The sequence below is a fragment of the Pseudalkalibacillus sp. R45 genome (genome assembly GCF_052246725.1).
GTDB lineage: Bacteria > Bacillota > Bacilli > Bacillales > Fictibacillaceae > Pseudalkalibacillus.
On the sequence record NZ_JBQQCL010000021.1, the window covers coordinates 20,353 to 46,216 of the forward strand.

Annotated in this window: 32 protein-coding genes and 1 other annotated feature; all 32 genes read left to right on the forward strand. The window is 43.4% G+C overall.

Annotated features, from left to right (window positions below; all coding sequences use genetic code 11):
* Window positions 1-501 precede the first annotated feature (501 nt).
* Window positions 502-927: a 50S ribosomal protein L11 gene (gene rplK / locus ACTWQL_RS21635; protein ID WP_221569202.1), complete on the forward strand. Its 426-nt coding sequence runs from the start codon at window positions 502-504 to the stop codon at window positions 925-927.
* A 64-nt stretch (window positions 928-991) separates the two neighbouring features.
* On the forward strand, window positions 992-1,735 hold the full coding sequence (gene rplA, locus ACTWQL_RS21640) for a 50S ribosomal protein L1 (RefSeq protein ID WP_443144477.1): 744 nt from the start codon (window positions 992-994) through the stop codon (window positions 1,733-1,735).
* A 41-nt stretch (window positions 1,736-1,776) separates the two neighbouring features.
* Window positions 1,777-1,921 (forward strand) — a sequence feature (ribosomal protein L10 leader region).
* Between the two features lie 40 nt (window positions 1,922-1,961).
* Window positions 1,962-2,459 carry a 50S ribosomal protein L10 gene (gene rplJ / locus ACTWQL_RS21645; protein ID WP_443144478.1) on the forward strand — a complete coding sequence of 166 codons (498 nt, stop codon included), beginning with the start codon at window positions 1,962-1,964 and terminating at the stop codon, window positions 2,457-2,459.
* A gap of 63 nt (window positions 2,460-2,522) precedes the next feature.
* Window positions 2,523-2,885: a 50S ribosomal protein L7/L12 gene (gene rplL / locus ACTWQL_RS21650; RefSeq protein WP_443144479.1), complete on the forward strand. Its 363-nt coding sequence runs from the start codon at window positions 2,523-2,525 to the stop codon at window positions 2,883-2,885.
* A gap of 165 nt (window positions 2,886-3,050) precedes the next feature.
* Window positions 3,051-3,653: a class I SAM-dependent methyltransferase gene (locus ACTWQL_RS21655; protein ID WP_443144480.1), complete on the forward strand. Its 603-nt coding sequence runs from the start codon at window positions 3,051-3,053 to the stop codon at window positions 3,651-3,653.
* 451 nt (window positions 3,654-4,104) lie between these two features.
* The gene (rpoB, locus tag ACTWQL_RS21660) at window positions 4,105-7,647 is read left to right on the forward strand and encodes a DNA-directed RNA polymerase subunit beta (RefSeq protein ID WP_443144481.1); all 3,543 of its coding nucleotides are present in this window, start codon (window positions 4,105-4,107) and stop codon (window positions 7,645-7,647) included.
* Window positions 7,648-7,682: 35 nt separating this feature from the next.
* Window positions 7,683-11,306: a DNA-directed RNA polymerase subunit beta' gene (gene rpoC / locus ACTWQL_RS21665; RefSeq protein ID WP_443144482.1), complete on the forward strand. Its 3,624-nt coding sequence runs from the start codon at window positions 7,683-7,685 to the stop codon at window positions 11,304-11,306.
* Between the two features lie 86 nt (window positions 11,307-11,392).
* Entirely contained in the window at window positions 11,393-11,641 is a 249-nt protein-coding gene (locus tag ACTWQL_RS21670; RefSeq protein WP_443144483.1) for a 50S ribosomal protein L7ae-like protein, read from the forward strand.
* Window positions 11,642-11,752: 111 nt separating this feature from the next.
* Window positions 11,753-12,175 carry a 30S ribosomal protein S12 gene (gene rpsL, locus ACTWQL_RS21675; protein WP_221569194.1) on the forward strand — a complete coding sequence of 141 codons (423 nt, stop codon included), beginning with the start codon at window positions 11,753-11,755 and terminating at the stop codon, window positions 12,173-12,175.
* Window positions 12,176-12,548: 373 nt separating this feature from the next.
* The gene (gene rpsG / locus ACTWQL_RS21680) at window positions 12,549-13,019 is read left to right on the forward strand and encodes a 30S ribosomal protein S7 (RefSeq protein ID WP_221569193.1); all 471 of its coding nucleotides are present in this window, start codon (window positions 12,549-12,551) and stop codon (window positions 13,017-13,019) included.
* Between the two features lie 53 nt (window positions 13,020-13,072).
* On the forward strand, window positions 13,073-15,157 hold the full coding sequence (gene fusA / locus ACTWQL_RS21685; RefSeq protein WP_443144484.1) for an elongation factor G: 2,085 nt from the start codon (window positions 13,073-13,075) through the stop codon (window positions 15,155-15,157).
* A gap of 119 nt (window positions 15,158-15,276) precedes the next feature.
* On the forward strand, window positions 15,277-16,467 hold the full coding sequence (gene tuf, locus ACTWQL_RS21690; RefSeq protein ID WP_443144485.1) for an elongation factor Tu: 1,191 nt from the start codon (window positions 15,277-15,279) through the stop codon (window positions 16,465-16,467).
* 668 nt (window positions 16,468-17,135) lie between these two features.
* Window positions 17,136-17,444 (forward strand): 30S ribosomal protein S10, encoded by a 309-nt coding sequence (gene rpsJ, locus ACTWQL_RS21695; protein WP_221569190.1) that lies wholly within the window; start codon window positions 17,136-17,138, stop codon window positions 17,442-17,444.
* A 39-nt stretch (window positions 17,445-17,483) separates the two neighbouring features.
* Window positions 17,484-18,122: a 50S ribosomal protein L3 gene (gene rplC / locus ACTWQL_RS21700; protein WP_443144486.1), complete on the forward strand. Its 639-nt coding sequence runs from the start codon at window positions 17,484-17,486 to the stop codon at window positions 18,120-18,122.
* A 17-nt stretch (window positions 18,123-18,139) separates the two neighbouring features.
* Window positions 18,140-18,763: a 50S ribosomal protein L4 gene (gene rplD / locus ACTWQL_RS21705; RefSeq protein WP_443144487.1), complete on the forward strand. Its 624-nt coding sequence runs from the start codon at window positions 18,140-18,142 to the stop codon at window positions 18,761-18,763.
* A complete protein-coding gene (rplW, locus tag ACTWQL_RS21710; protein WP_221569187.1) occupies window positions 18,763-19,053 on the forward strand; it encodes a 50S ribosomal protein L23 in 291 nt (96 codons plus the stop codon). The genes rplD and rplW overlap by 1 nt, the downstream gene beginning before the upstream one ends.
* A gap of 26 nt (window positions 19,054-19,079) precedes the next feature.
* Window positions 19,080-19,910, forward strand: coding sequence for a 50S ribosomal protein L2 (gene rplB, locus ACTWQL_RS21715; RefSeq protein WP_443144488.1), 831 nt, complete (start codon window positions 19,080-19,082; stop codon window positions 19,908-19,910).
* Between the two features lie 57 nt (window positions 19,911-19,967).
* Window positions 19,968-20,246: a 30S ribosomal protein S19 gene (gene rpsS, locus ACTWQL_RS21720; protein WP_443144489.1), complete on the forward strand. Its 279-nt coding sequence runs from the start codon at window positions 19,968-19,970 to the stop codon at window positions 20,244-20,246.
* Window positions 20,247-20,266: 20 nt separating this feature from the next.
* Window positions 20,267-20,608, forward strand: a complete 342-nt coding sequence (gene rplV, locus ACTWQL_RS21725; protein WP_443144490.1) for a 50S ribosomal protein L22 — start codon at window positions 20,267-20,269, stop codon at window positions 20,606-20,608.
* 3 nt (window positions 20,609-20,611) lie between these two features.
* Window positions 20,612-21,271 carry a 30S ribosomal protein S3 gene (gene rpsC / locus ACTWQL_RS21730; protein WP_443144491.1) on the forward strand — a complete coding sequence of 220 codons (660 nt, stop codon included), beginning with the start codon at window positions 20,612-20,614 and terminating at the stop codon, window positions 21,269-21,271.
* A gap of 2 nt (window positions 21,272-21,273) precedes the next feature.
* Window positions 21,274-21,708, forward strand: a complete 435-nt coding sequence (rplP, locus tag ACTWQL_RS21735; protein WP_221569182.1) for a 50S ribosomal protein L16 — start codon at window positions 21,274-21,276, stop codon at window positions 21,706-21,708.
* Window positions 21,698-21,901: a 50S ribosomal protein L29 gene (gene rpmC / locus ACTWQL_RS21740; RefSeq protein ID WP_225067063.1), complete on the forward strand. Its 204-nt coding sequence runs from the start codon at window positions 21,698-21,700 to the stop codon at window positions 21,899-21,901. Before rplP ends, rpmC begins: the two co-directional genes overlap by 11 nt.
* Before the next feature lie 21 nt (window positions 21,902-21,922).
* Window positions 21,923-22,186: a 30S ribosomal protein S17 gene (gene rpsQ, locus ACTWQL_RS21745; protein WP_443144492.1), complete on the forward strand. Its 264-nt coding sequence runs from the start codon at window positions 21,923-21,925 to the stop codon at window positions 22,184-22,186.
* Window positions 22,187-22,232: 46 nt separating this feature from the next.
* Complete coding sequence (rplN, locus tag ACTWQL_RS21750) at window positions 22,233-22,601, forward strand: 50S ribosomal protein L14 (protein WP_221569179.1); 369 nt, start codon at window positions 22,233-22,235, stop codon at window positions 22,599-22,601.
* Between the two features lie 51 nt (window positions 22,602-22,652).
* The gene (gene rplX / locus ACTWQL_RS21755; RefSeq protein ID WP_443144515.1) at window positions 22,653-22,964 is read left to right on the forward strand and encodes a 50S ribosomal protein L24; all 312 of its coding nucleotides are present in this window, start codon (window positions 22,653-22,655) and stop codon (window positions 22,962-22,964) included.
* Between the two features lie 26 nt (window positions 22,965-22,990).
* Entirely contained in the window at window positions 22,991-23,530 is a 540-nt protein-coding gene (rplE, locus tag ACTWQL_RS21760; protein ID WP_443144493.1) for a 50S ribosomal protein L5, read from the forward strand.
* A gap of 21 nt (window positions 23,531-23,551) precedes the next feature.
* The gene (locus tag ACTWQL_RS21765) at window positions 23,552-23,737 is read left to right on the forward strand and encodes a type Z 30S ribosomal protein S14 (protein WP_138420165.1); all 186 of its coding nucleotides are present in this window, start codon (window positions 23,552-23,554) and stop codon (window positions 23,735-23,737) included.
* 30 nt (window positions 23,738-23,767) lie between these two features.
* Window positions 23,768-24,166, forward strand: coding sequence for a 30S ribosomal protein S8 (gene rpsH / locus ACTWQL_RS21770; RefSeq protein ID WP_443144494.1), 399 nt, complete (start codon window positions 23,768-23,770; stop codon window positions 24,164-24,166).
* A gap of 33 nt (window positions 24,167-24,199) precedes the next feature.
* Window positions 24,200-24,739, forward strand: a complete 540-nt coding sequence (gene rplF, locus ACTWQL_RS21775; RefSeq protein ID WP_443144495.1) for a 50S ribosomal protein L6 — start codon at window positions 24,200-24,202, stop codon at window positions 24,737-24,739.
* A gap of 32 nt (window positions 24,740-24,771) precedes the next feature.
* Entirely contained in the window at window positions 24,772-25,134 is a 363-nt protein-coding gene (rplR, locus tag ACTWQL_RS21780) for a 50S ribosomal protein L18 (protein WP_443144496.1), read from the forward strand.
* A gap of 21 nt (window positions 25,135-25,155) precedes the next feature.
* Window positions 25,156-25,656, forward strand: coding sequence for a 30S ribosomal protein S5 (rpsE, locus tag ACTWQL_RS21785; protein ID WP_221569174.1), 501 nt, complete (start codon window positions 25,156-25,158; stop codon window positions 25,654-25,656).
* Window positions 25,657-25,669: 13 nt separating this feature from the next.
* Window positions 25,670-25,858 (forward strand): 50S ribosomal protein L30, encoded by a 189-nt coding sequence (rpmD, locus tag ACTWQL_RS21790; protein ID WP_221569173.1) that lies wholly within the window; start codon window positions 25,670-25,672, stop codon window positions 25,856-25,858.
* The last annotated feature ends 6 nt before the right edge of the window (window positions 25,859-25,864 follow it).

The window sequence follows — 25,864 nt, forward strand, 5'->3', positions numbered from 1 at the left end:
AGCGAGCCAGGCGAGGGTTTACAGTTAAGCAAGTTACCGATTAACGGACATCAGCGCCGTTATTTGTGACATTTAGAGGGTTTTGGAAATTTTAACGGACATGAGAGACGCTATTTGTCAATTTTGTAGATGATTTCTATGTTTTTACATGAAATAAGGTCCCTGGTGTCCGCTAAGTTTGTGAAATCCCCTTATTTTGGTCAAATAAGGTCTCCTGTGTCCGTTAACCAAACTAAGACGAGACGTACTTTTGTAATAATCAACAATAATGTATTGCATATCTTTTTAAAAAAGTAAGCCAGTCTTTCATAGGTGTCTAATTCGCCTTTTCAACAAAACTTTCAAGAAAATGTTGAAATGTAAAACAGGAAATGATAGAATTTTAATGTTTGAAACAACCCGATATAAAATTGGGAGGGTTGGCGTACGCCAGCCCCGTTATTGAGTGGGAGGGCCAAAAGAGCCCAATATACCACATCACGGACTAAGGAGGTGTGTCACGTGGCTAAAAAGGTAATTAAGGTAGTAAAATTGCAAATTCCTGCAGGGAAAGCAAACCCAGCACCACCAGTAGGACCGGCTTTAGGTCAAGCAGGTGTTAACATCATGGGATTCTGTAAAGAATTCAACGCAAGAACTTCTGATCAAGCTGGTATGATTATCCCGGTTGAAATTACGGTTTTTGAAGACCGTTCATTTACATTCATTACGAAAACTCCACCGGCTGCAGTATTGTTGAAAAAAGCAGCAGGTATCGAGTCGGGTTCTGGAGAACCTAACCGTAACAAGGTTGCAACGGTTAAGCGTGATAAGGTAAAAGAGATCGCTGAGACGAAAATGCCTGACCTTAATGCTGCAAACGTAGAATCTGCCATGCGTATGGTAGAAGGTACTGCGCGCAGTATGGGTATTGTAATTGAGGACTAATCATGCATAGCACATAAGGTTGCGTTCTTCGCAACCTTTCTTATGGCGCTGAATTGGCGCACAAGTGGGAGGATATTCCGTAAAAACCACACTTAAGGAGGAAATGAAATTGGCTAAAAAAGGAAAGAAGTATCAAGAAGCTTCAAAGCTTGTTGATCGTTCCAATCAATATAGTGCAAACGAAGCGATCGAGCTTGTGAAAAAAGCAGCTCCAGCTAAGTTTGACGAAACTGTAGAAATTGCTGTACGTCTTGGGGTTGACCCTAAGAAAGCAGACCAACAAGTTCGTGGAGCAGTTGTACTTCCGAACGGAACTGGTAAAACACAACGTGTTCTTGTTTTTGCAAAAGGTGATAAAGCGAAGGAAGCAGAAGCTGCTGGAGCTGATTATGTAGGGGATGCTGATTACATCAACAAAATCAACCAAGGTTGGTTCGAATTTGACGTAATCGTTGCAACACCTGACATGATGGGTGAAGTTGGTAAGCTTGGTCGTGTATTAGGACCTAAAGGCTTGATGCCGAACCCGAAAACAGGAACAGTAACATTCGAAGTTGAAAAAGCAGTTCAAGAAATCAAAGCTGGTAAGGTTGAATACCGTGTAGACAAGCAAAGTAATGTTCACTGCCCAATCGGTAAAGTATCGTTCGAAGATGACAAGCTTGTAGAAAACTTGACTACAATCATGGACACATTGATCAAAGTCAAGCCAGCGGCAGCTAAAGGAACTTACATCAAGAACATTGCTATCGCTTCAACTATGGGACCTGGAATCAAAGTCAACCCGAATAGCTTTGGCACAAAATAAGCTGTTGACTTTTAGATACACCCAAGATATAATAACTATCGGCAATTGAATAGGTCATACCGTAGACAGTAGGTGCGAGGAATCGCTTAATTTCCTGCCGAGGTGTGTTGAAATTCATACATCGTTATGATTTTATGACACTACGCCTTTATGTCTACACGACATAAAGGCTTTTTTCATGAGTTGTGCAAACAACTGCGGTATGAAAAAACAGGAGGTGTAAAAAATGAGCGTACTTGAACAAAAGAAACAGTTAGTTTCAACAATTGCAGATCAGCTTCGTAATAGTAAAGCTACGATCTTCGTAGATTACCGCGGACTGGATGTTGCTGAAGTAACTGAATTGCGTAAGCAACTTCGTGATGCTGGTATCACTTTCAAAGTATACAAAAACACGATGACTCGTCGTGCTGCTGAGGAAGCTGAGCTTGGCGGATTGAGTGAATCACTAGTTGGACCTACAGCGATCGCTTTCAGTGATGAAGAGGTTGTTGCTCCAGCTAAGATTTTGAACAACTTCTCTAAAGAACACGAAGCGTTAGTAATCAAAACTGGTGTAATCGAAGGTCAGATCACATCTGTCGAGAACATCAAAGCACTTGCTGAACTTCCATCACGCGAAGGACTTCTTTCTATGCTTCTTAGCGTACTTCAAGCACCAATGCGTAACTTCGCGTTGGCTACGAAAGCTGTTGCAGATCAAAAAGAAGAGCAAGGTGCATAATCTGGATTTCAAAATAACGGAAACGTTTATTTAATTAAAAACAACTAATAGGAGGAATTAACAATGAGTAAAGATCAAATCATTGATGCAATTAAAGAAATGTCTGTACTAGAACTTAACGATCTAGTAAAAGCAATCGAAGAAGAATTTGGAGTAACTGCTGCAGCACCTGTAGCTGTTGCTGGTGGCGCTGCTGAAGGCGGAGCTGAAGAAAAAACTGAATTTGACGTAGTCCTTGAAAGCGCTGGATCTTCTAAGATCAAAGTCATCAAGGTAGTTCGTGAAATCACAGGTCTTGGACTTAAAGACGCTAAAGAACTAGTAGACGGAGCTCCAAAGCCACTTAAAGAAGGCGTAGCTAAAGAAGAAGCTGAAGAAATGAAAGCTAAGCTTGAAGAAGTTGGAGCTACGATCGAACTTAAGTAATCTTGAACCTTATTGACTTTACAAAAGAAGCTCGCGTGAATCGCGGGCTTTTTTTCTTGCTATAGTCAACCACGTGTAAAGGCATGTATATTTACCGCAGCAAAGAGTTATACAAGATGTTAGGACTTCCTTCGATCATAGTATGTTATCTAAGGAGATGGCAAAATGGGAGATCATTATTATTCGAGTAAACCTGTTTCGCAGAGCGATATGAAAGATTGGTCGTTTACATTAAAGGGCCGCACTTTCCGTTTTTATTCAGATTCGGGTGTTTTCTCCAAAAGAGAAGTGGATTTCGGCAGTCGGCTTTTAATAGAAACATTTGAAAAACCGGAAGCAGATGGCGGGATTTTAGATATGGGCTGCGGATATGGTCCGATCGGATTGTCCCTTGCGGCAGCCTATCCAGATACGCCGGTATCAATGGTTGATATCAACGAGCGGGCAATCGAGCTCTCGAAAAAGAACGCGATGCGCAATCAATTGGACAATGTGACCATCTACCAAAGCAACTTATTTGATCAGGTGAAAGAAAATGATTTCGGTGCTATCCTTACGAATCCGCCGATCCGGGCTGGAAAAAACGTTGTTCACGCAATATTTGAACAGGCCAATGATCATCTTGTGAAAGATGGAGAGCTTTGGATCGTCATTCAAAAGAAACAGGGAGCTCCATCAGCTATCGAAAAGCTAGAGTCCATTTTCGGGGAAGTCGAAGTCGTAGAGCGGAAAAAAGGGTATTTTATTATTCGTTCGAAAAAGTGTTGACTCGAATTTGGGTCTATGGTAATATTATAAAATGCCAAAGATACGTGTATTTTCACCAATTGAATTTTTAGCGCAAAATTTGCATAAAAATCAAATGGTGTGGGAAAAATAGTATAATCATTTGTTTGTTTGGAAAAAATGTGGTTATATAACCCTTTTTTTCTTTTTGCACGTCATGAAAGTGAAAAGTCTGCTTTCAAAGTATAAGTGCAAGAGCCTTTAGGATCTACCTTAAGGTGAAAAGGCTATTGTCGCTATTTTTAGCTTGGCATTAGCCAAGTTTTCTTTTTACTCTACGAACGGCATCTGCTAGATTTTCTCTGCTGAGGCTGGTAGGGTAGGAAGGGGACAACTGGCAACCACCTATATAAAGATTGGTGTTTGCTTCGTTTTTCTAGTTTTTATAACTAGTTGCTTGACGATACTATGCTGGATTTGAGGGGTGAATCAGTTGACAGGTCAACTCATTCAGTTTGGACGCCACCGCCAACGGAGAAGCTATGCAAGAATTAATGAAGTTTTGGAACTTCCAAACCTCATTGAAATCCAAACTTCCTCCTATCAATGGTTTCTTGATGAGGGTTTGAGAGAGATGTTCCACGACATTTCTCCAATTGAGGATTTCACAGGTAACTTAGTGCTTGAGTTCATCGATTATAGTTTAGGAGAGCCTAAGTATTCTGTAGAGGAGTCCAAGGAGCGAGACGTTACCTATGCCGCTCCGCTTCGTGTTAAGGTACGCCTGATTAACAAAGAGACAGGTGAAGTGAAGGAACAAGAAGTGTTCATGGGAGATTTCCCTTTGATGACGGACACTGGTACTTTCATCATCAACGGAGCAGAACGCGTAATTGTCTCACAACTCGTTCGTTCACCGAGCGTGTATTACAATCAAAAATTGGACAAAAACGGCAAGAGAGGTTTCACAGCTACGGTAATTCCAAACCGGGGCGCATGGTTAGAGCTTGAAACAGATGCTAAAGACGTCGTCCATGTTCGTATCGACCGTACTCGTAAAATACCAGTGACGGTCTTGTTGCGTGCATTAGGGTTTGGTTCTGATCAAGAAATCATCGATTTGCTAGGGGAAGATGAGTACCTTCGTAATTCACTAGAAAAAGATAATACAGAAGGTACAGAAAAAGCGCTTCTTGAAATTTATGAGCGTTTACGTCCGGGAGAGCCCCCTACAGTAGATAATGCTAAAAGTCTATTAGAGTCCCGTTTCTTTGATCCGAAGCGTTATGATCTTGCAAACGTTGGACGCTATAAGATTAACAAAAAGCTTCATATCAAAAACCGTCTATTCAATCAGCGCCTAGCTGAAACGATTGCGGATCCTGAAACTGGCGAAGTGATTGCAGAAGAAGGAACAGTTCTTGATCGCCGTCTTCTTGAGCGTATTTTGCCGGCTTTAGAAAAAGATGAAGCATTTAAAGAAGTTACACCCGCGGGTGGAGTGATTGAAGATGAACCAGTTCGACTTCAATCTATTAAAATATACTCCCCGGTTGAAGGTGAGCAAGATCAGGTGATCAATGTGATTGCAAACGGTCAGATCGATCGTTCCATCAAAAACATTACACCGGCTGACATCATTGCTGCCATCAACTATTTCTTTAACCTGTTGCATGGTGTAGGTCTGACAGATGATATCGATCACCTTGGTAATCGTCGACTTCGTTCTGTAGGAGAACTTTTACAAAACCAATTCCGTATCGGCTTATCCCGTATGGAGCGTGTTGTCCGTGAACGTATGTCCATTCAAGACACGAACTCGATTACACCGCAAGCACTGATCAATATCAGACCGGTAATTGCATCAATCAAAGAGTTCTTCGGAAGCTCACAGCTCTCTCAATTCATGGATCAGACGAATCCGTTGGCAGAGCTTACTCATAAACGTCGTTTATCTGCACTTGGACCTGGTGGTTTGACGCGTGAACGTGCTGGATTCGAAGTACGTGACGTCCACTACTCCCACTACGGCCGAATGTGTCCGATTGAAACGCCTGAAGGTCCGAACATCGGATTGATCAACTCTCTATCAAGCTATGCGAAGGTCAATGAATACGGATTTATCGAAACGCCTTATCGACGTGTCGATCCTGAAACAGGGAAAGTGACAGCTCAGATCGATTACTTGACGGCTGATGAACAAGATAATTACGTGGTCGCACAGGCAAACGCAAAGCTTGCAGAAGACGGATCATTTGTCGATGAAGAGGTCATTGCACGTTATCGTGACCAGAACACGATTGCAAAACGTGACAAAATCGATTACATGGACGTATCACCAAAACAGGTCGTTTCAGCAGCGACTGCTTGTATTCCGTTCTTAGAAAACGATGACTCCAACCGTGCATTGATGGGTGCGAACATGCAGCGGCAAGCTGTACCATTGATGGTTCCTGAGTCACCTATCGTTGGAACAGGAATGGAGCACGTTTCTGCAAAAGACTCTGGTGCTGCTGTCATTTGTAAACACGAAGGTATTGTCGAGAAGGTATCTGCCGCTCGTGTATATGTTCGTCGTATTGAAACAGTCGACGGTAAAGAAGTAAAAGGTGATTTGGACCGTTATAACTTGATGAAATTCGTCCGATCAAACCAGGGAACTTGCTACAACCAACGTCCGATCGTCAGTGAAGGGAACCGGGTGACCAAAGGGGAAATTCTCGCAGATGGTCCTTCGATGGAAGTTGGTGAACTTGCTCTTGGGCGAAACGTACTCGTCGGATTCATGACATGGGACGGATATAACTACGAGGATGCCGTCATAATGAGTGAACGTCTGGTGAAAGATGATGTCTATACTTCGATCCATATTGAAGAGTATGAATCAGAAGCACGAGATACGAAGCTTGGACCAGAAGAAATCACACGTGATATTCCGAACGTTGGTGAAGATGCGCTTAAAAACCTGGACGAACGTGGAATCATCCGTGTTGGTGCTGAAGTAAAAGACGGGGATATCCTGGTCGGTAAAGTAACGCCTAAAGGTGTAACTGAGCTGACAGCAGAAGAACGTCTCTTGCATGCGATCTTCGGTGAAAAAGCACGTGAAGTCCGTGATACATCACTTCGTGTACCTCACGGTGGCGACGGAATCGTCCATGATGTGAAAGTCTTCAACCGTGAAGATGGCGATGAACTTCCTCCAGGAGTCAACCAGCTCGTACGTGCTTATATCGTACAGAAGCGTAAGATTCATGAAGGAGATAAGATGGCAGGACGTCACGGTAACAAAGGTGTTATCTCCAGGATTTTACCTGAAGAAGATATGCCGTACTTGCCTGACGGTACACCGATCGATATCATGCTGAACCCTCTAGGGGTACCATCTCGTATGAATATCGGTCAGGTATTAGAGCTTCACCTGGGTATGGCAGCTAGAGAACTGAAACTTCATATGGCAACACCAGTATTCGATGGTGCGCGTGAAGAAGACGTTTGGGAAACGCTCGATGAAGCAGGTCTATCAAGAGACGGTAAGACAGTTCTATACGACGGTCGAACAGGTGAACCGTTCGATAACCGTATTTCTGTCGGGGTCATGTATATGATCAAGCTGGCTCACATGGTAGATGATAAGCTACATGCTCGTTCAACAGGACCATACTCACTCGTAACCCAGCAACCGCTAGGTGGTAAAGCCCAGTTCGGCGGACAGCGTTTCGGTGAGATGGAAGTTTGGGCGCTTGAAGCATACGGTGCAGCCTACACGCTCCAAGAGATCCTCACAGTCAAGTCCGACGATGTTGTCGGCCGTGTGAAGACATATGAAGCGATCGTCAAAGGCGAAAACGTTCCTGAACCAGGTGTTCCGGAGTCCTTTAAAGTATTGATCAAAGAACTTCAGAGTCTTGGAATGGATGTCAAGATGCTTACGAGCGACGAACAGGAAATCGAAATGCGTGAACTGGATGATGAAGAGGAAAGTTCTAACGATAAATTGAACTTGAACGTAGAAACCCAATCCGTCGGTGAATAAGGGTATAGCAGCATATCATAAGGGAGGTAGACCCCTTGATCGATGTAAATAACTTTGAGTATATGAAAATAGGTCTTGCTTCACCTGATAAGATCCGCTCTTGGTCTCGCGGTGAAGTCAAGAAACCGGAAACGATTAACTACCGTACGTTGAAGCCTGAAAAAGATGGGCTATTCTGTGAAAGAATTTTCGGTCCGCAAAAGGACTGGGAGTGTCACTGTGGTAAATACAAGCGCGTCCGCTATAAGGGCGTCGTTTGTGACCGCTGTGGTGTAGAAGTCACACGTGCAAAAGTTCGACGTGAACGCATGGGACATATCGAACTTGCTGCACCAGTTTCTCATATCTGGTACTTCAAAGGCATTCCGAGCAGAATGGGCCTTGTGCTGGATATGTCACCTAGAGCTCTTGAAGAAGTGATTTATTTTGCTTCTTGGGTAGTGACGGAGCCAGGTGAAACACCACTTGAGAAGAAACAACTTTTATCCGAAAAAGAATACCGTTCATACCGTGAAAAGTATGGTCAAGGATTTACAGCGCAAATGGGTGCGGAATCCATCAAGAAACTTCTAGAAGATATCGATCTTGATAAAGAAGTAGCGGTATTGAAAGAAGAACTGAAAACTGCACAAGGACAAAGACGTACCCGAGCAATCAAAAGACTTGAAGTATTGGAAGCATTCCGTCACTCCGGAAACCTTACTTCATGGATGATTCTCGAAGTGCTTCCGGTTATTCCACCGGAACTACGTCCTATGGTCCAATTGGATGGCGGTCGTTTTGCGACATCCGACCTTAACGACTTATATCGTCGGGTAATTAACCGTAACAACCGTCTGAAGCGTCTGTTGGATCTTGGTGCACCGAATATCATCGTCCAAAACGAGAAGCGAATGCTGCAAGAAGCTGTGGATGCATTGATCGATAATGGACGACGCGGCAGACCGGTCACAGGACCAGGAAACCGTCCGTTGAAATCCCTCTCCCATATGTTGAAGGGTAAACAAGGTCGTTTCCGTCAAAACCTGCTTGGTAAACGTGTCGACTATTCTGGTCGTTCCGTTATCGTTGTAGGCCCTAACTTGAAAATGTATCAGTGTGGTCTTCCTAAAGAGATGGCACTTGAACTATTCAAACCGTTTGTCATGAAAGAGTTGGTCAACAAAGGCCTTGCTCATAACATCAAGAGTGCGAAGCGTAAAGTTGAACGCGTCCAACCTGAAGTATGGGATGTTCTTGAAGAAGTCATTAAAGAACACCCAGTTCTGTTGAACCGTGCACCTACACTTCACCGTTTGGGAATCCAGGCATTCGAACCGACATTGGTTGAAGGCCGTGCGATTCGTCTTCACCCGCTAGTATGTACAGCATACAATGCGGACTTTGATGGAGACCAAATGGCGGTTCACGTTCCATTGTCAGCAGAAGCTCAAGCTGAAGCGCGTATCTTGATGCTTGCAGCACAAAACATTTTGAACCCGAAAGATGGAAAGCCGGTTGTAACACCGTCTCAGGATATGGTATTGGGGAACTACTACCTTACGCTTGAACGGAAAGGCGCTATCGGTGAGGGTATGATCGTCAATGATACGAATGAAGCACTTACTGCATACCAGAATGGTTATGTACATCTTCATACACGTGTCGCAATTCCAGCGAAAGCACTCGGTAAAGGTTCATTTACTGAGGAGCAGAACAGTAAATTGTTAGTTACGACGATTGGTAAATTGATTTTCAACGAAATCTTGCCGCCGTCATTCCCATATATCAACGAACCGACCGAATACAATCTGGAAGTAGCAACACCAGAGAAGTACTTTATCGATCCAACTGTTGATTTGAATGAGGAACTCGATAAGCGTGAATTGATTCCGCCTTTCAAAAAAGGTATTTTAGGAAAGATCATTGCAGAGGTCTTCAAACGATTCAAAATCACTGAAACCTCTAGAATGCTTGACCGAATGAAAGATCTTGGATTCAAATACGCGACTAAAGCAGGTATTACCGTTGGTGTATCTGACATCGTGGTCCTCTCTGAGAAGAAGGAGATCCTTGAGGAAGCTGAAGAGAAAGTCACAAAAGTATTACAGCAATTCCGCCGAGGACTCATCACGGATGAAGAACGTTATGATCGTGTCATCTCCATCTGGAGTAATGCGAAGGATGCAATCCAAGAAAAACTGATGGTTTCATTGGATCCGTATAACCCGATCTTCATGATGAGTGATTCAGGTGCCCGTGGTAACGCATCAAACTTCACCCAGCTTGCTGGAATGCGTGGATTGATGGCTAACCCGGCTGGTCAAATCATCGAACTTCCGATCAAGTCTAGTTTCCGTGAAGGTCTTACGGTCCTTGAATACTTCATTTCAACGCATGGTGCTCGTAAAGGTCTGGCTGATACAGCACTTAAGACTGCAGACTCTGGTTATCTGACTCGTCGTCTTGTCGACGTTGCACAAGACGTCATTGTCCGTGAAAAAGATTGCGGAACAGATCGAGGTCTGACTGTCAAAGCGATTAAAGAAGGAAATGAAGTCATCGAACCGCTCGATGAACGATTGATTGGTCGTGTAGCGTTCAAGACGATCCATCATCCTGAAAATGATTCTGTCATTGTCGGACGTAACGAATTGATTACAGAAGACATTGCGAAAGAAATCATCGACCTTGGAATTGAAGAAGTCGTCATCCGCTCTGCATTTACATGTAACACCCGTCACGGTGTGTGTAACTTATGTTATGGACGCAACCTCGCTACAGGTACTGAAGTTGAAGTTGGGGAAGCTGTCGGAATCATCGCTGCTCAATCAATCGGTGAGCCAGGAACCCAGCTTACAATGCGTACATTCCATACAGGTGGAGTTGCAGGAGACGATATCACACAGGGTCTGCCTCGTATCCAAGAATTGTTTGAAGCGCGTAACCCGAAAGGTCAAGCGGTCATTTCTGAGCTTGATGGTACGGTTACAGCGATCAATGAAGTTCGCGATAAACGTGAAATCACAGTTCAAGGTGAAGTTGAGAGCCGTTCGTACACCATCCCTTACGGTGCACGTATCAAGGTGAAAGTAGATGATACGATTGTTGCCGGCCAAGAACTGACAGAAGGTTCGATCGATCCGAAAGAACTGATGAAGGTTTCAGGTGTCGATGCAGTCCAAAATTATCTGCTTCGCGAAGTGCAGAAGGTTTACCGTATGCAAGGGGTAGAAATCGGTGATAAGCACGTTGAGGTAATGGTTCGTCAAATGATGCGTAAAGTACGTGTCATTGAAGCTGGAGATACAAACGTCTTACCGGGATCACTTGTCGACATCAACCAGTTTACAGATGTCAATACGCAAGTCCTGTTAGAAGACGGTCAACCAGCTACAGGACGACCGATCTTACTTGGTATCACGAAAGCTTCTCTTGAAACCGAGTCATTCTTATCAGCAGCTTCCTTCCAGGAAACAACACGTGTTCTGACTGATGCAGCAATCAAAGGTAAGCGTGATGAGCTGCTTGGACTGAAAGAGAATGTCATCATCGGTAAACTTGTACCAGCAGGAACAGGAATGTCGCGTTACCGCAGCATTGTTCCAGTTGGAGAAGAAACCGAATTGGAAGCGACTGAAGAATCTGTTGCCGCAGAAGAATTAGTCACACAAGATTAATTGTATTGTTGACAACATTTTTCAACTCTGATAATATAACGGAGTGCTTTCATATAAACCTGTTGCTTTGGAGGATATAAAAACAAATGTCTTATGAAAAAGTGACGCAGGCAACCAATTTTATTGTTGGCACGAAGCAAACAATAAAAGCCCTTCAGAATGGGGAAGTGAAAGAGCTAATCGTTGCAAATGATGCAGATCAGCGTGTAACGAATAAAGTCGTTCACATCGCAAAAGAAAAAAGCGTTCCTGTCACAAGCGTCGACTCTATGAAAAAGCTTGGAAAAGCTTGCGGAATTGACGTTGGTGCTGCAACGGTTGCGATAATAGGATAAAATCGTTTTTGCCAGGGCTCTTTAGCCCTGCGCAAAAACTTTATTTTGTCCAAAAATGAACCACCTGGATGTGTGGGCTAGGAATACAAGTATTAGAAGGGAGGATATAAAATGCCTACTATTAACCAATTGGTACGTAAGGGTCGTCATTCAAAAGGTAAGAAATCCGACTCTCCAGCACTTAACAAAGGCTACAATAGCTTCAAGAAAGTGAACACTGATCTTTCTTCTCCGCAAAAGCGCGGTGTTTGTACACGTGTTGGTACAATGACACCTAAGAAGCCGAACTCTGCACTTCGTAAGTATGCGCGTGTTCGTTTGACTAACCAGATTGAAGTTACAGCTTACATTCCTGGAATTGGTCACAACCTACAAGAACACAGTGTTGTACTTATCCGTGGAGGTCGTGTAAAAGACTTACCAGGGGTACGTTACCACATCGTTCGTGGTGCACTTGATACTGCTGGAGTCAATGACCGCAGACAAGGTCGTTCTAAGTATGGGACGAAGAAGCCTAAAGATGAAAAGAAATAAAAGGTAGTTCAAAAGTCATCAAATGATGAACGGCGAATTTCCGCGTTCCTCGAAAAAGGAAATCACTTTTCCTTCGTGCGAGGTATCGCTTCCGAAGTTTATTCTTGTGCTTGGTTTCACCGGTCTAGAGTAAGAGCATATGTACCTGCGTCTACGAGCGTAACCTTCGAAGAAAGCTTCCTCGGTACAACTCGTAGCTAATATGCAAGTATCGCTCGTCACTCCGGTCCTCAAAACCATCGCGCCTAGAACTTCTTGTTCCTGATTCGCTAACTTTTGAACCTTCATTGAAAATGTCATCGAATGATGAATGGCAACTTTGCCGCTTTTGAACACTCGAAAATATTGACAACTTTTGAAAGGAGGGGACTACATGCCTCGTAAAGGACCTGTAGAACGTCGTGATGTATTACCAGATCCAATTTATAAATCTAAACTTGTGACACGCCTAATCAACAAGATCATGGTTGATGGAAAAAGAGGTGTAGCGCAAACGATCTTATATAATGCGTTCAACATCGTACAAGAGAAAACAAACCAGGATCCAATGGAAGTACTTGACCAAGCACTTAAGAACATCATGCCAGTTCTTGAAGTAAGAGCTCGCCGTGTAGGTGGTGCAAACTATCAAGTACCAGTCGAAGTACGCCCTGAGCGTCGTTCGACACTTGGACTTCGTTGGTTAGTGAACTACTCTCGTCTTCGTGGAGAAAAAACGATGGAAGAGAGACTAGCATACGAAATCATGGATGCAGCTAACAACACTGGTGCTTCTGTCAAGAAGCGTGAAGACATGCACAAGATGGCTGAAGCGAACAAAGCATTCGCTCACTATCGTTGGTAAGATCAAAGAAATAATAAACTATCAATCACATTCGAAGGAAGGAGAAAGACCCTATGGCAAGAGAGTTCTCCTTGAAAGATACACGTAATATCGGGATCATGGCTCACATCGATGCCGGTAAGACGACTACGACTGAACGTATCTTATTCTATACAGGACGTATCCACAAGATTGGTGAAACTCATGAGGGAGCTTCACAAATGGACTGGATGGAGCAGGAACAAGAGCGCGGAATCACAATCACTTCCGCTGCTACAACTGCTCAATGGAAAGACCACCGTATCAACATCATCGATACACCAGGACACGTAGACTTCACTGTTGAAGTTGAACGTTCACTACGTGTATTAGATGGAGCGGTAGCAGTTCTTGATGCTCAATCCGGAGTTGAACCGCAAACAGAAACAGTATGGCGTCAAGCGACAACATACCATGTACCACGTATCGTGTTCATCAACAAGATGGACAAAATCGGAGCAGATTTCCTCTACTCCCTTGGAACGCTTCGTGAACGCCTAGGTGCTAACGCACATGCGATCCAGCTTCCAATTGGAGCAGAGGATAACTTCGAAGGAATCATCGACCTTGTAGAAATGAAGGCTTATTTCTATGAAGATGATCTAGGCACTCGTACACAAGCAGGTGAAATTCCAGAGGAGTACAAAGAACTCGCTGAAGAATATCACGGAAAGCTTGTTGAAGCAGTAGCTGAATTAGACGAAGATCTAATGATGAAGTATTTGGAAGGTGAAGAGCTTACAGTTGAAGAACTGAAAGCTGGTATCCGTCAAGGTACTGTCAATGTTGAATTCTACCCAGTTCTTTGTGGTTCTGCCTTTAAGAACAAAGGTGTTCAACTAGTATTGGATGCTACACTTGATTACTTACCATCTCCATTAGATGTACCTCCAATCAAAGGTTTCATCCCAGAAGGTGATGAAGAGAAGGAAGTTACACGTGAAGCTGACGATAATGGGCCATTCTCTGCCTTAGCATTTAAGGTTATGACGGATCCTTACGTTGGTAAATTAACATTCTTCCGTGTGTACTCTGGTACACTTGATTCTGGATCATACATCAAAAACTCTACGAAGGATAAGCGTGAACGTGTAGGACGTATCCTGCAAATGCACGCAAACTCTCGTGAAGAGATTGCAACTGTTTACGCAGGGGATATCGCTGCTGCAGTTGGATTGAAGGATACATCTACTGGTGACACTCTATGTGCTGAGAATGACACGGTCATCCTTGAATCAATGGACTTCCCAGAGCCGGTTATCTCATTGTCTGTTGAGCCTAAATCTAAGGCTGACCAAGACAAGATGGCGATCGCTCTTGCGAAATTGGCTGAAGAGGATCCAACATTCAAAACTGAAACGAACCAAGAAACTGGACAAACGATTATTTCTGGAATGGGTGAACTTCACCTTGACATCATCGTTGACCGTATGCGTCGTGAGTTTAAAGTTGAAGCGAATGTTGGGGCACCTCAAGTTGCTTACCGTGAAACAATCCGCAAAGGCGCGAAAGTTGAAGGTAAGTTCGTACGTCAATCAGGTGGTCGTGGTCAATACGGTCACGTTTGGATTGAATTCGAACCAAACGAAGAGGGTGCAGGATTCGAATTTGAGAACAAGATCGTCGGTGGGGTTGTACCACGTGAATACATTCCAGCGGTACAAAACGGAATCGAAGAAGCTATGCAAAACGGTATGATTGCAGGATACCCTGTAATTGACCTTAGAGCTAGAATCTACGACGGTTCTTATCACGATGTTGACTCAAACGAAATGGCGTTTAAGATTGCTGGTTCCATGGCATTGAAGAACGCTAAACAATATTGTTCTCCAGTTCTTCTTGAGCCAATGATGAAGGTTGAAGTTGTTGTCCCTGAAGAATACATGGGAGATATCATGGGAGATGTAACATCTCGCCGTGGTAGAGTTGAAGGTATGGAAGCTCGCGGTAACGCTCAAGTTATCCGTGCAATGGTACCTCTATCTGAAATGTTCGGTTATGCGACTACACTACGTTCTAGAACGCAAGGTCGCGGAACTTACACGATGCACTTTGAAAAGTACGAAGAAGTACCAAAGTCCATTTCAGAAGAAATCATCAAAAAAGTAAGCGGTCAATAATCGTTTGCGACTTGTACAAGAAAGTACATTTATTGTAAGCTAAGATAGGTGAAGTAATATTCGCCTATCTTACAAATAAAAAAACAACTATTTTTTATATTTAAAGGAGGAACATACTCATGGGTAAAGAAAAATTTGATCGTTCCAAAGACCACGTTAACATTGGTACAATTGGACACGTTGACCATGGTAAAACTACACTAACTGCAGCAATCACTACAGTACTTCACAAGAAGTCTGGTAAAGGTGAAGCTCGTGCATACGACCAAATCGATGGTGCTCCAGAAGAGCGTGAGCGTGGAATCACAATCGCTACTGCACACGTTGAGTACGAAACTGACAACCGTCACTATGCTCACGTTGACTGCCCAGGACACGCAGACTACGTTAAGAACATGATCACTGGTGCTGCACAAATGGACGGCGGAATCCTTGTTGTTTCTGCTGCTGACGGCCCAATGCCACAAACTCGTGAGCACATTCTACTTTCTCGTCAAGTAGGTGTACCTTACCTTGTTGTATTCATGAACAAGTGTGACATGGTAGACGACGAAGAACTACTTGAATTAGTAGAAATGGAAGTACGTGACCTACTTACTGAATACGACTTCCCTGGTGACGATGTACCAGTAATCAAAGGTTCTGCTCTTAAAGCTCTTGAAGGAGACGCTGAGTGGGAAGAGAAAATCTTCGAACTTATGGCAGCAGTTGATGAGTACATCCCAACTCCAGAACGTGACCACGACAAGCCATTCATGATGCCTGTTGAGGACGTATTCTCAATCACTGGTCGTGGAACAGTTGCTACTGGACGTGTTGAGCGTGGTAAAGTTAAAGTTGGAGACGAAATCGAAATCCTTGGTTTAACTGAAGAGCCGAAGAAAACTACCGTTACAGGTGTAGAAATGTTCCGTAAGCTTCTTGACTATGCTGAAGCTGGTGACAACATCGGTGCACTACTTCGTGGTGTTTCCCGTGACGACATCGAGCGTGGACAAGTTCTTGTTCAACCTGGAACTGTTAAAGCTCACACTAAGTTCAAAGCTGAAGTTTATGTTCTATCTAAAGAAGAAGGTGGACGTCACACTCCATTCTTCGCTAACTACCGTCCACAGTTCTACTTCCGTACTACGGACGTAACTGGAACAATCGCTCTTCCAGAAGGAACTGAAATGGTAATGCCTGGAGACAACATCGAAATGACAGTTGAACTAATCGCGCCAATCGCGATCGAAGACGGCACAAAGTTCTCTATCCGTGAGGGTGGACGTACTGTAGGTGCTGGAGTAGTATCAACTATCGTTGAATAATCGATAAGTTAAGATTCAAAGCACTCCGTATTATGCGGGGTGCTTTTTCTTGCGTTGTAGAGGAAATTCGCAAGTTGTAGAGATAATTTCTGAGTTGTAGAGATAATTTTAAATTTGCGGCGTTTCACTATGAAGTTGTAGAGATAAATGAACAACGTAATACCATATCACTGATTCATGTCTAAAAATCAGGACATAAGTCTAAAAACTGATCCTCTATGTCTAAAAAATTCTCAAAGAAGTCTAAAACGTTCCGAATAAGTCTAAAAACACCATAATTCCAAAATAGAAGACTGACGATCATCAGTCCTGTATTGAAACGGTTTGATTTCCTGACTCAGAAAAGCCCACCGCCAATTTTTATTCCGTAATAATTCATCTAAGGACATCAAATAAAAATCCGTTCCCAACAAATTTCGATTCTATTCAAAAATTCCTTGCAAATCATAGGAAGAACCATTATAATAGTTCAAGTGTGGCTGAATACTTACTTACACTAAAGTTGCTTGCAAAACCCTTGTGACTCTAGTATAATCTGTAATGTTGGCCATCATTTTGCGATGAAGTAGAAGGTTGCGGACACACCCGGCCCCTTTGCCATGGCGGGAACGTTCGGTAAATTTCTACTGAGAATTGTCTATATTAATGGACGAGAAGGAGGGGAAATAATGGCAAAGCAAAAGATTCGTATTCGTTTAAAGGCTTATGATCACCGTATCTTAGATCAATCTGGTGAAAAGATCGTTGAAACTGCTAAGAGATCTGGTGCGAAGGTATCGGGACCAATCCCACTACCAACTGAAAAGTCTGTATACACTATCTTGCGTGCGGTTCACAAGTACAAAGATTCTCGTGAACAGTTTGAAATGCGCACACATAAGCGTTTGATCGACATTATCGAGCCAACGCCACAAACGGTCGATTCACTCATGCGTTTGGATCTACCATCTGGCGTAGACATCGAAATCAAGCTATAAAAAACAAAAATCATAAGGATATATTAGGAGGTGTGACGAATGACCAAAGGAATCTTAGGTAAGAAGATCGGTATGACTCAAATTTTTGCAGAAAACGGTGAGGTAATTCCTGTAACTGTTGTCGAAGCTGCTCCGAACGTTGTTCTACAAAAGAAGACAGCTGAAAACGACGGCTACGAGGCAATCCAAATCGGTTATGCTGACAAGAAAGAATCTCGTACTAACAAACCTGCAAAGGGCCATGCTGAAAAAGCAAACACAAACCCTAAGCGCTACGTTAAAGAGGTTCGCAATGTTGAGCTAGCGGACTATGAAGTTGGTCAGGAAGTCAAAGTAGATATTTTCCAGGAAGGCGATAAAGTTGACGTCACTGGAACATCAAAAGGTAAAGGATTCCAAGGTGCGATCAAGCGCCACGGACAATCACGCGGACCAATGACTCACGGTTCACGTTACCACCGTCGCCCTGGTTCAATGGGTGCTGTTGACCCTATGCACGTATTCAAAGGAAAGAAACTTCCTGGACGCATGGGTGGAAACACAGTTACAGTACAGAACCTTGAAATTGCTAGAGTTGACGCAGCGCGCAACCTACTATTGATTAAAGGTAACGTACCTGGTGCGAAAAAGAGCTACGTTACAGTAGAATCTGCAGTCAAGGCTAAAGAAGCTAAGTAAGAAAGGAGGATACACCGGTGCCAAAAGTAACGCTTTATAACCAATCCGGTTCTGAAATCGGAGATATCGAATTAAATGACAATATATTTGGAATTGAACCAAATGAAAACGTACTTTTTGATGCGGTTGTCATGCAACAAGCATCAACTCGTCAAGGGACTCACGCTGTGAAAAACCGTTCTGCGGTAAGAGGCGGAGGCCGTAAACCTTGGCGTCAAAAAGGTACAGGACGTGCTCGTCAAGGATCCATTCGTTCTCCACAATGGGTAGGCGGTGGAGTCGTATTCGGACCGACACCAAGAAGCTACAGCTACAAACTTCCTAAAAAAGTGCGTCGCTTAGCAATCAAATCTGCGCTTTCTTCTAAAGTGCAAGATAACAATGTGGTCGTATTAGATGAGCTTAAGTTCGAAGCACCAAAGACAAAAGAGATGGCTGCTTTATTAGCAAACTTCTCTTCAGAAGCAAAAGCACTTGTCGTTACTGGTGATTATAACGAATTTGCAGCTTTATCCGCTCGTAATCTCCCTGGAGTTACAATCGTGACTGCTGACGGAGTGAATGTGTTGGATGTGCTGAACCACGATAAATTATTCATGACGAAAGATGCTGTAGAAAAGGTAGAGGAGGTGCTCGCATAATGGCAGACGCACGTGAAATCATTAAGCGCCCCGTTATCACTGAACGTACTACAGAAATCATGGGTGATGGTAAATACACGTTCGAGGTAGACCCTCGTGCTAACAAAACTCAGATTAAAGACGCGGTAGAAGAAATTTTCGGTGTTAAAGTCGAAAATGTAAACACACAAAATTACAAAGGAAAGAAGAAACGCGTAGGTCGTTACTTCGGATACACTGCTAAACGCAAAAAAGCGATTGTACAGTTGACATCTGATAGTAAAGAACTCGATTTCTTCGAAGGAGTATAAACCTACTCGTAAAGGAGGGACCGTAAATGGCTATCAAAAAGTATAAACCAACATCAAATGGTCGTCGTCATATGACGTCATCTGATTTTAGTGAAATTACAACAGATCAGCCCGAAAAGTCGTTGTTAGCGCCATTAAGCAAAAAAGCTGGACGTAACAACCACGGGCGTATTACTACACGTCACCAAGGTGGAGGCCACAAGCGTAAGTATCGTATCATCGATTTCAAACGCGACAAAGATGGAATACCAGGACGCGTTGCTACGATCGAATATGATCCGAACCGTTCTGCAAACATCGCGCTTATCCACTATGCTGATGGTGAAAAGCGTTATATCCTTGCTGCGAAAGGTATGCAAGTTGGACAGGAAGTTATGTCAGGTCCAGACGCGGACATTAAGACTGGAAACGCATTGGCTCTTAAAGATATCCCGGTTGGTACTACCATCCACAATATCGAAATGAAGCCTGGTCGTGGAGGTCAGCTCGTTCGTTCTGCTGGAGCAGAAGCACAACTACTAGGTAAGGAAGAGCGTTATGCACTTGTACGTCTTCGTTCTGGTGAAACTCGCCGTATCCTATTGACTTGCCGTGCGACAATCGGTCAAGTAGGAAACCTAGAGCATGAATTGATCAATATCGGTAAAGCAGGTCGTTCTCGTTGGATGGGTAAACGCCCAACTGTACGTGGATCTGTAATGAACCCTAACGATCACCCACACGGTGGTGGTGAAGGACGTGCGCCAATCGGACGTAAATCACCAATGTCTCCATGGGGCAAACCTACACTTGGATACAAGACTCGTCAGAAAAACAAGCCAAGTGACAAATATATCGTACGTCGTCGTAAAAAATAACGGGATTGAACTACGGTTCAAGCGAACCGTAGCGCAATCGCGAAGGGAGGTACAAACATGGGTCGTAGTTTGAAAAAGGGACCTTTCGTAGATGATCACTTAATGAAAAAGGTAGAATCACTTAACGAAACAAACGAGAAGAAGGTTATCAAGTCTTGGTCTCGTCGCTCTACTATTTTTCCGGATTTCATCGGACACACAATTGCCGTTTATGACGGACGTAAGCATGTGCCGGTATATGTGACTGAAGACATGGTCGGACACAAGCTAGGTGAATTTGCACCTACACGCACATATAAAGGCCACGCAGCTGATGATAAGAAAACAAGACGTTAACAAGAGAGGAGGTACTCCGAATGGAAGCTAAAGCTGTTGCAAAACAGATTCGAATTGCTCCTCGTAAAGCTCGCCTAGTCGTCGATCTCATTCGAGGAAAGGAAGTTGGAGAAGCGATTGCGATTTTGCGTCACACGCCAAAAGCAGCGTCTCCAATTGTAGAAAAGGTATTGAATTCTGCAATCGCAAACGCAGAACACAACTATGAATTGGAACCAAACAACTTGGTAATCAAAACTGCATTTGTTGATGAAGGTGTAACATTGAAACGATTCCGCCCACGTGCTATGGGTCGTGCAAGCCGCATCAATAAGCGCACAAGTCACATTACGATCGTAGTTTCAGAAAAGAAGGAGGGATAAATCGTGGGTCAAAAAGTAAATCCAGTAGGACTTCGTGTAGGCGTCATTCGTGACTGGGAATCAAAGTGGTACGCTGATAAAGATTACGCGGATCTACTACATGAAGACATCAAAATTCGTGAATACATTGAAAATCGTTTGAAAGATGCTGCTGTAGCAACGGTTGAAATCGAGCGTGCAGCAAACCGTGTAAACATCACAATCAAAACTGCTAAGCCTGGTATGGTCATCGGTAAAGGTGGATCTGAAGTAGAAGCACTTCGTAAATCCCTTAACGAACTTACAGGTAAAAGAGTTCATGTAAATATCTTTGAAATCAAGCAAGCAGATCTTAATTCCAAGCTCGTTGCAGAAAACATTGCGCGTCAGCTTGAAAATCGTATTTCGTTCCGTCGTGCTATGAAGCAAACAATCCAACGTGCGATGCGTGCAGGTGCGAAAGGAATAAAAACGGAAGTATCAGGTCGTCTTGGTGGCGCTGATATCGCTCGTTCTGAATCCTACAGTGAAGGAACTGTTCCGCTTCACACTCTTCGTGCAGACATCGATTATGGAACTGCCGAAGCAGACACAACTTACGGTAAGTTAGGCATAAAAGTCTGGATCTATCGTGGTGAAGTCCTTCCAACGAAAGGAACGAAACAAGAGGAAGGAGGAAAATAATTATGTTGATGCCAAAACGTGTTAAATATCGTAGAGAACACCGTGGTAAAATGCGTGGACGCGCTAAAGGCGGCCAAGAAATCGCATTTGGTGAGTACGGTCTACAAGCAGTTGAATCGTCTTGGATCACTAACCGCCAGATCGAAGCAGCTCGTATCGCGATGACGCGTTACATGAAGCGTGGCGGTAAAGTATGGATTAAAATTTTCCCTTCTAAGCCTTACACAGCTAAGCCTCTAGAAGTACGTATGGGTTCCGGTAAAGGGGCGCCTGAAGGATGGGTTGCAGTCGTAAAGCCTGGGAAAATCATGTTTGAAATAGCTGGAGTATCAGAAGAAGTAGCTCGCGAAGCACTTCGTCTTGCATCTCACAAGCTGCCAATCAAAACGAAATTTGTAAAACGCGAAGAAGTGGGTGGTGACACAAATGAAAGCTAATGATTTCCGTAACTTAACCACTGCAGAAATCGAACAGAATGTTAAAACTCTTAAAGAAGAGCTATTCAACCTTCGCTTTCAATTAGCAACTGGTCAATTAGAGAACCCTGCCCGCATTCGTGAGGTCCGTAAAGCCATTGCACGTGCAAAAACTGTTTTGCGCGAACGTGAGCTCGGAATTACGAACGCCTAAATTGAAGGGAGGACTTAAAAAATGAGCGATCGCAATCAACGCAAAGTATATGTAGGTCGTGTCGTTTCCGACAAAATGGAAAAGACAATCACTGTACTTGTTGAAACTTATAAAAATGATAAATTGTACGGTAAGCGTGTAAAGTACTCTAAAAAGTTAAAAGCACATGATGAAAACAACACTGCTAAAATGGGTGACATTGTTAAAATCATGGAAACTCGCCCGTTATCAAAAGATAAGCGCTTCCGTCTAGTTGAAGTGGTAGAAGAATCAATCATCATCTAAATAAAGTTCGGATCGATATCTTCAGTCCGAAAGGAGGTACACGTAAATGATTCAACAAGAATCACGCTTGAAAGTCGCTGACAACTCTGGAGCTCGTGAACTACTAACGATCAAGGTCCTCGGTGGATCTGGACGTAAGTATGCGAACATCGGTGATATGGTTGTGTGTTCTGTTAAATCCGCAACACCAGGAGGCGTTGTTAAGAAAGGTGAAGTCGTTCGAGCAGTAATCGTACGCTCTAAGCGCGGTATGCGTCGTCCAGACGGATCTTACATCCGTTTCGATGAGAATGCTGCAGTAATCGTACGTGACGACAAGAGCCCAAGAGGAACACGTATTTTCGGACCTGTCGCACGTGAATTACGTGACAATCAATTCATGAAAATCGTTTCATTAGCGCCAGAAGTTCTTTAATAAAATTCAAGCCCTGTCTTGTAAGGAGGTGCGCAAATCGCTATGCCTAAAATGCACGTAAAAAAAGGCGATAAAGTTCAAGTTATTTCAGGTAAGGATAAAGGGAAGCAAGGAGAAGTCCTTCAAGCGTTACCAAAGAACAATCGTGTCATCGTTGAAGGAATTAACGTTGTGAAGAAACACGCCAAGCCTTCTCAAGATAATCCACAAGGTGGAATCCTTAATGTTGAAGCATCTATCCATGCTTCTAACGTTATGTTGATCGACCCTAAATCAAATGAACCTACTCGTGTAGGATATAAAGATGTGGATGGAAAGAAAGTACGTGTTGCTAAAAAGTCAGGAGAAGCTCTTGATAAATAAGCTTTGTTGAAAGGAGGTTACCTAGAATGAATCGTCTACAAGAAAGATACAAAAAAGAAATCGTTCCTTCTCTACAAGAGAAGTTCAACTATACATCTGTGATGCAAGTACCGAAAATCGAAAAGATCGTTGTCAACATGGGTATCGGAGATGCTGTTTCTAACGCAAAAGCTCTTGATGTTGCGGTTGAAGAATTGACTGAAATCGCTGGTCAAAAGCCAGTCGTTACGAAGGCTAAGAAATCCATCGCTGGATTCAAGCTTCGTGAAGGAATGCCGATTGGGGCGAAAGTTACAATGCGCGGCGAGCGTATGTACGAATTCCTCGACAAGCTGATTAGTGTTTCTCTTCCACGTGTACGTGACTTCCGCGGTGTTTCTAAGAAATCATTTGACGGTCGCGGAAACTACACGCTTGGAGTGAAAGAACAGCTTATTTTCCCAGAAATCGATTATGATAAGGTCAACAAAGTGCGCGGTATGGATATCGTTATCGTAACTACTGCGAACACTGACGAAGAGGCTCGTGAACTACTTCTTCAAGTAGGTATGCCATTCCAAAAATAATGAGCCAAAGGAGGGAAAACTGTGGCGAAAAAATCAATGGTCGCTAAACAAAAGCGTAAGCAGAAGTTCAAAGTACAAGAATACACTCGTTGTGAACGCTGCGGACGTCCGCATTCCGTAATTCGTAAATTCAAGCTTTGCAGAATTTGTTTCCGCGAACTTGCATATAAAGGTCAAATCCCTGGCGTCAAAAAAGCTAGCTGGTAAACCCCATTGTCGGGAAGGAGGTAATTAGTAATGGTCATGACAGATCCAATTGCAGATATGTTAACTCGTATTCGTAATGCAAATACTGTAGGTCACGATAAACTAGAGGTTCCTGCATCAAAGCTCAAAAGAGAAATTGCAGAAATCCTGAAGAACGAAGGTTTCGTACGTGACGTTGAATACATTGAAGATAGCAAGCAAGGTGTTATCCGCATTTTCTTAAAGTACGGTCAAAACAACGCACGTGTTATTACTGGCCTTAAGAGAATCAGTAAGCCTGGTTTGCGTGTCTACGCGAAAGCTTATGAAGTACCACGTGTTCTTGGTGGACTAGGAATTGCCCTAGTATCAACATCAAAAGGTATTATGACTGATAAAGACGCTCGTAACCAACAAGTTGGCGGAGAAGTCTTAGCATACGTTTGGTAATTGAAAGATAGAAAGAATGGAGGTGCAGCCTGAATGTCTCGTATTGGTAACAAACACTTAGAAATTCCAAGCGGCGTGACAGTTGAGAAAAATGACAACAACGTCGTAACTGTTAAAGGTCCAAAAGGTGAATTGACTCGCTCTTTTAACCCTGACATGAAAATCAACATTGAAGATAGCAAGGTTACTGTTGAACGCCCAAGCGATCACAAAGACCATAAAGCTCTTCACGGTACAACAGCTAGTATCATCGGTAACATGATCCAAGGTGTTGCTAAGGGATATGAGAAAGCTCTTGAACTAGTTGGGGTCGGATACCGTGCTAACAAATCCGGTAACAAACTAGTGTTGAACGTTGGTTACTCTCACCCTGTTGAAATCGTTCCTGAACAAGGAATTGAAATTGAAGTACCAGCGAATACGAAAGTAGTCGTTAAAGGTATCGACAAAGAACGTGTTGGTGCTGTTGCAGCGAATATTCGCTCTGTTCGTCTTCCAGAACCGTATAAAGGTAAAGGTATCCGTTACGAAGGAGAATATGTTCGTCGTAAAGAAGGTAAGACTGGTAAATAGTAACGTAAGATTACGGAAAGGAGTGGCGTAGGATGATTACGAAGCTTGATAAAAATGCTGCGCGTAAGAAAAGACACGCTCGTGTGCGCCGTACTATTTTCGGAACAGCAGAACGTCCTCGCTTGAACGTATTCCGCTCATCAAAGCACATTTACGCTCAATTGATCGATGATGAAAACGGAGTAACGTTGTTGTCTGCTTCTACTTTAGATTCTGATGTAGATGCTGATAACGGTGGAAATGTTGAAGCTGCAAAGAAAGTCGGCGAAGCACTTGCAAAGCGAGCAGTTGAAGCTGGACATAAAGTAGTTGTATTCGACCGCGGTGGTTATATCTATCACGGACGTGTGAAAGCATTGGCTGACGCAGCTCGCGAAGCTGGACTACAATTTTAATAGAAGGAGGGAAATCCAATCATGCGTGGAATCGATCCAAACAAACTAGAACTTGAAGAACGTGTTGTTACCGTTAACCGTGTTGCAAAGGTTGTAAAAGGTGGACGTCGCTTTCGCTTTGCTGCGGTTGTGGTAGTTGGAGATAAAAACGGTCATGTAGGATTCGGTACTGGTAAAGCACAAGAGGTACCAGAAGCGATCCGCAAGGCTATCGAAGATGCGAAGAAGAATCTTATCACAGTACCGATTGTTGGTACGACGCTTCCTCACCAGATCAACGGACGATATGGAGCAGGTAACGTATTGCTGAAGCCTGCATCTGAGGGTACAGGAGTCATCGCTGGAGGACCTGTACGTGCGGTACTAGAGTTGGCTGGAGTTGGTGACATCCTATCTAAATCATTAGGATCTAACAACCCGATCAACATGGTACGTGCAACAATCAATGGACTTAAAAATCTAAAACGTGCTGAGGACGTTGCGAAATTACGCGGCAAATCAGTTGAAGAACTATTAGGTTAAGGAGGGATTTTGAATGGCTAAGAAATTAGAAGTCACCCTCACTCGTAGTTTAATTGGTCGTCCTGAGAACCAACGTGTTACAGTGAAGACACTTGGTTTGCGCAAGATGCACCAAACAGTTGTACACGAAGACAACGAAGCGATTCGTGGTATGGTGAACAAGGTGTCTCATCTTGTAACTGTTAATGAAATCAACGAATAATAAGAC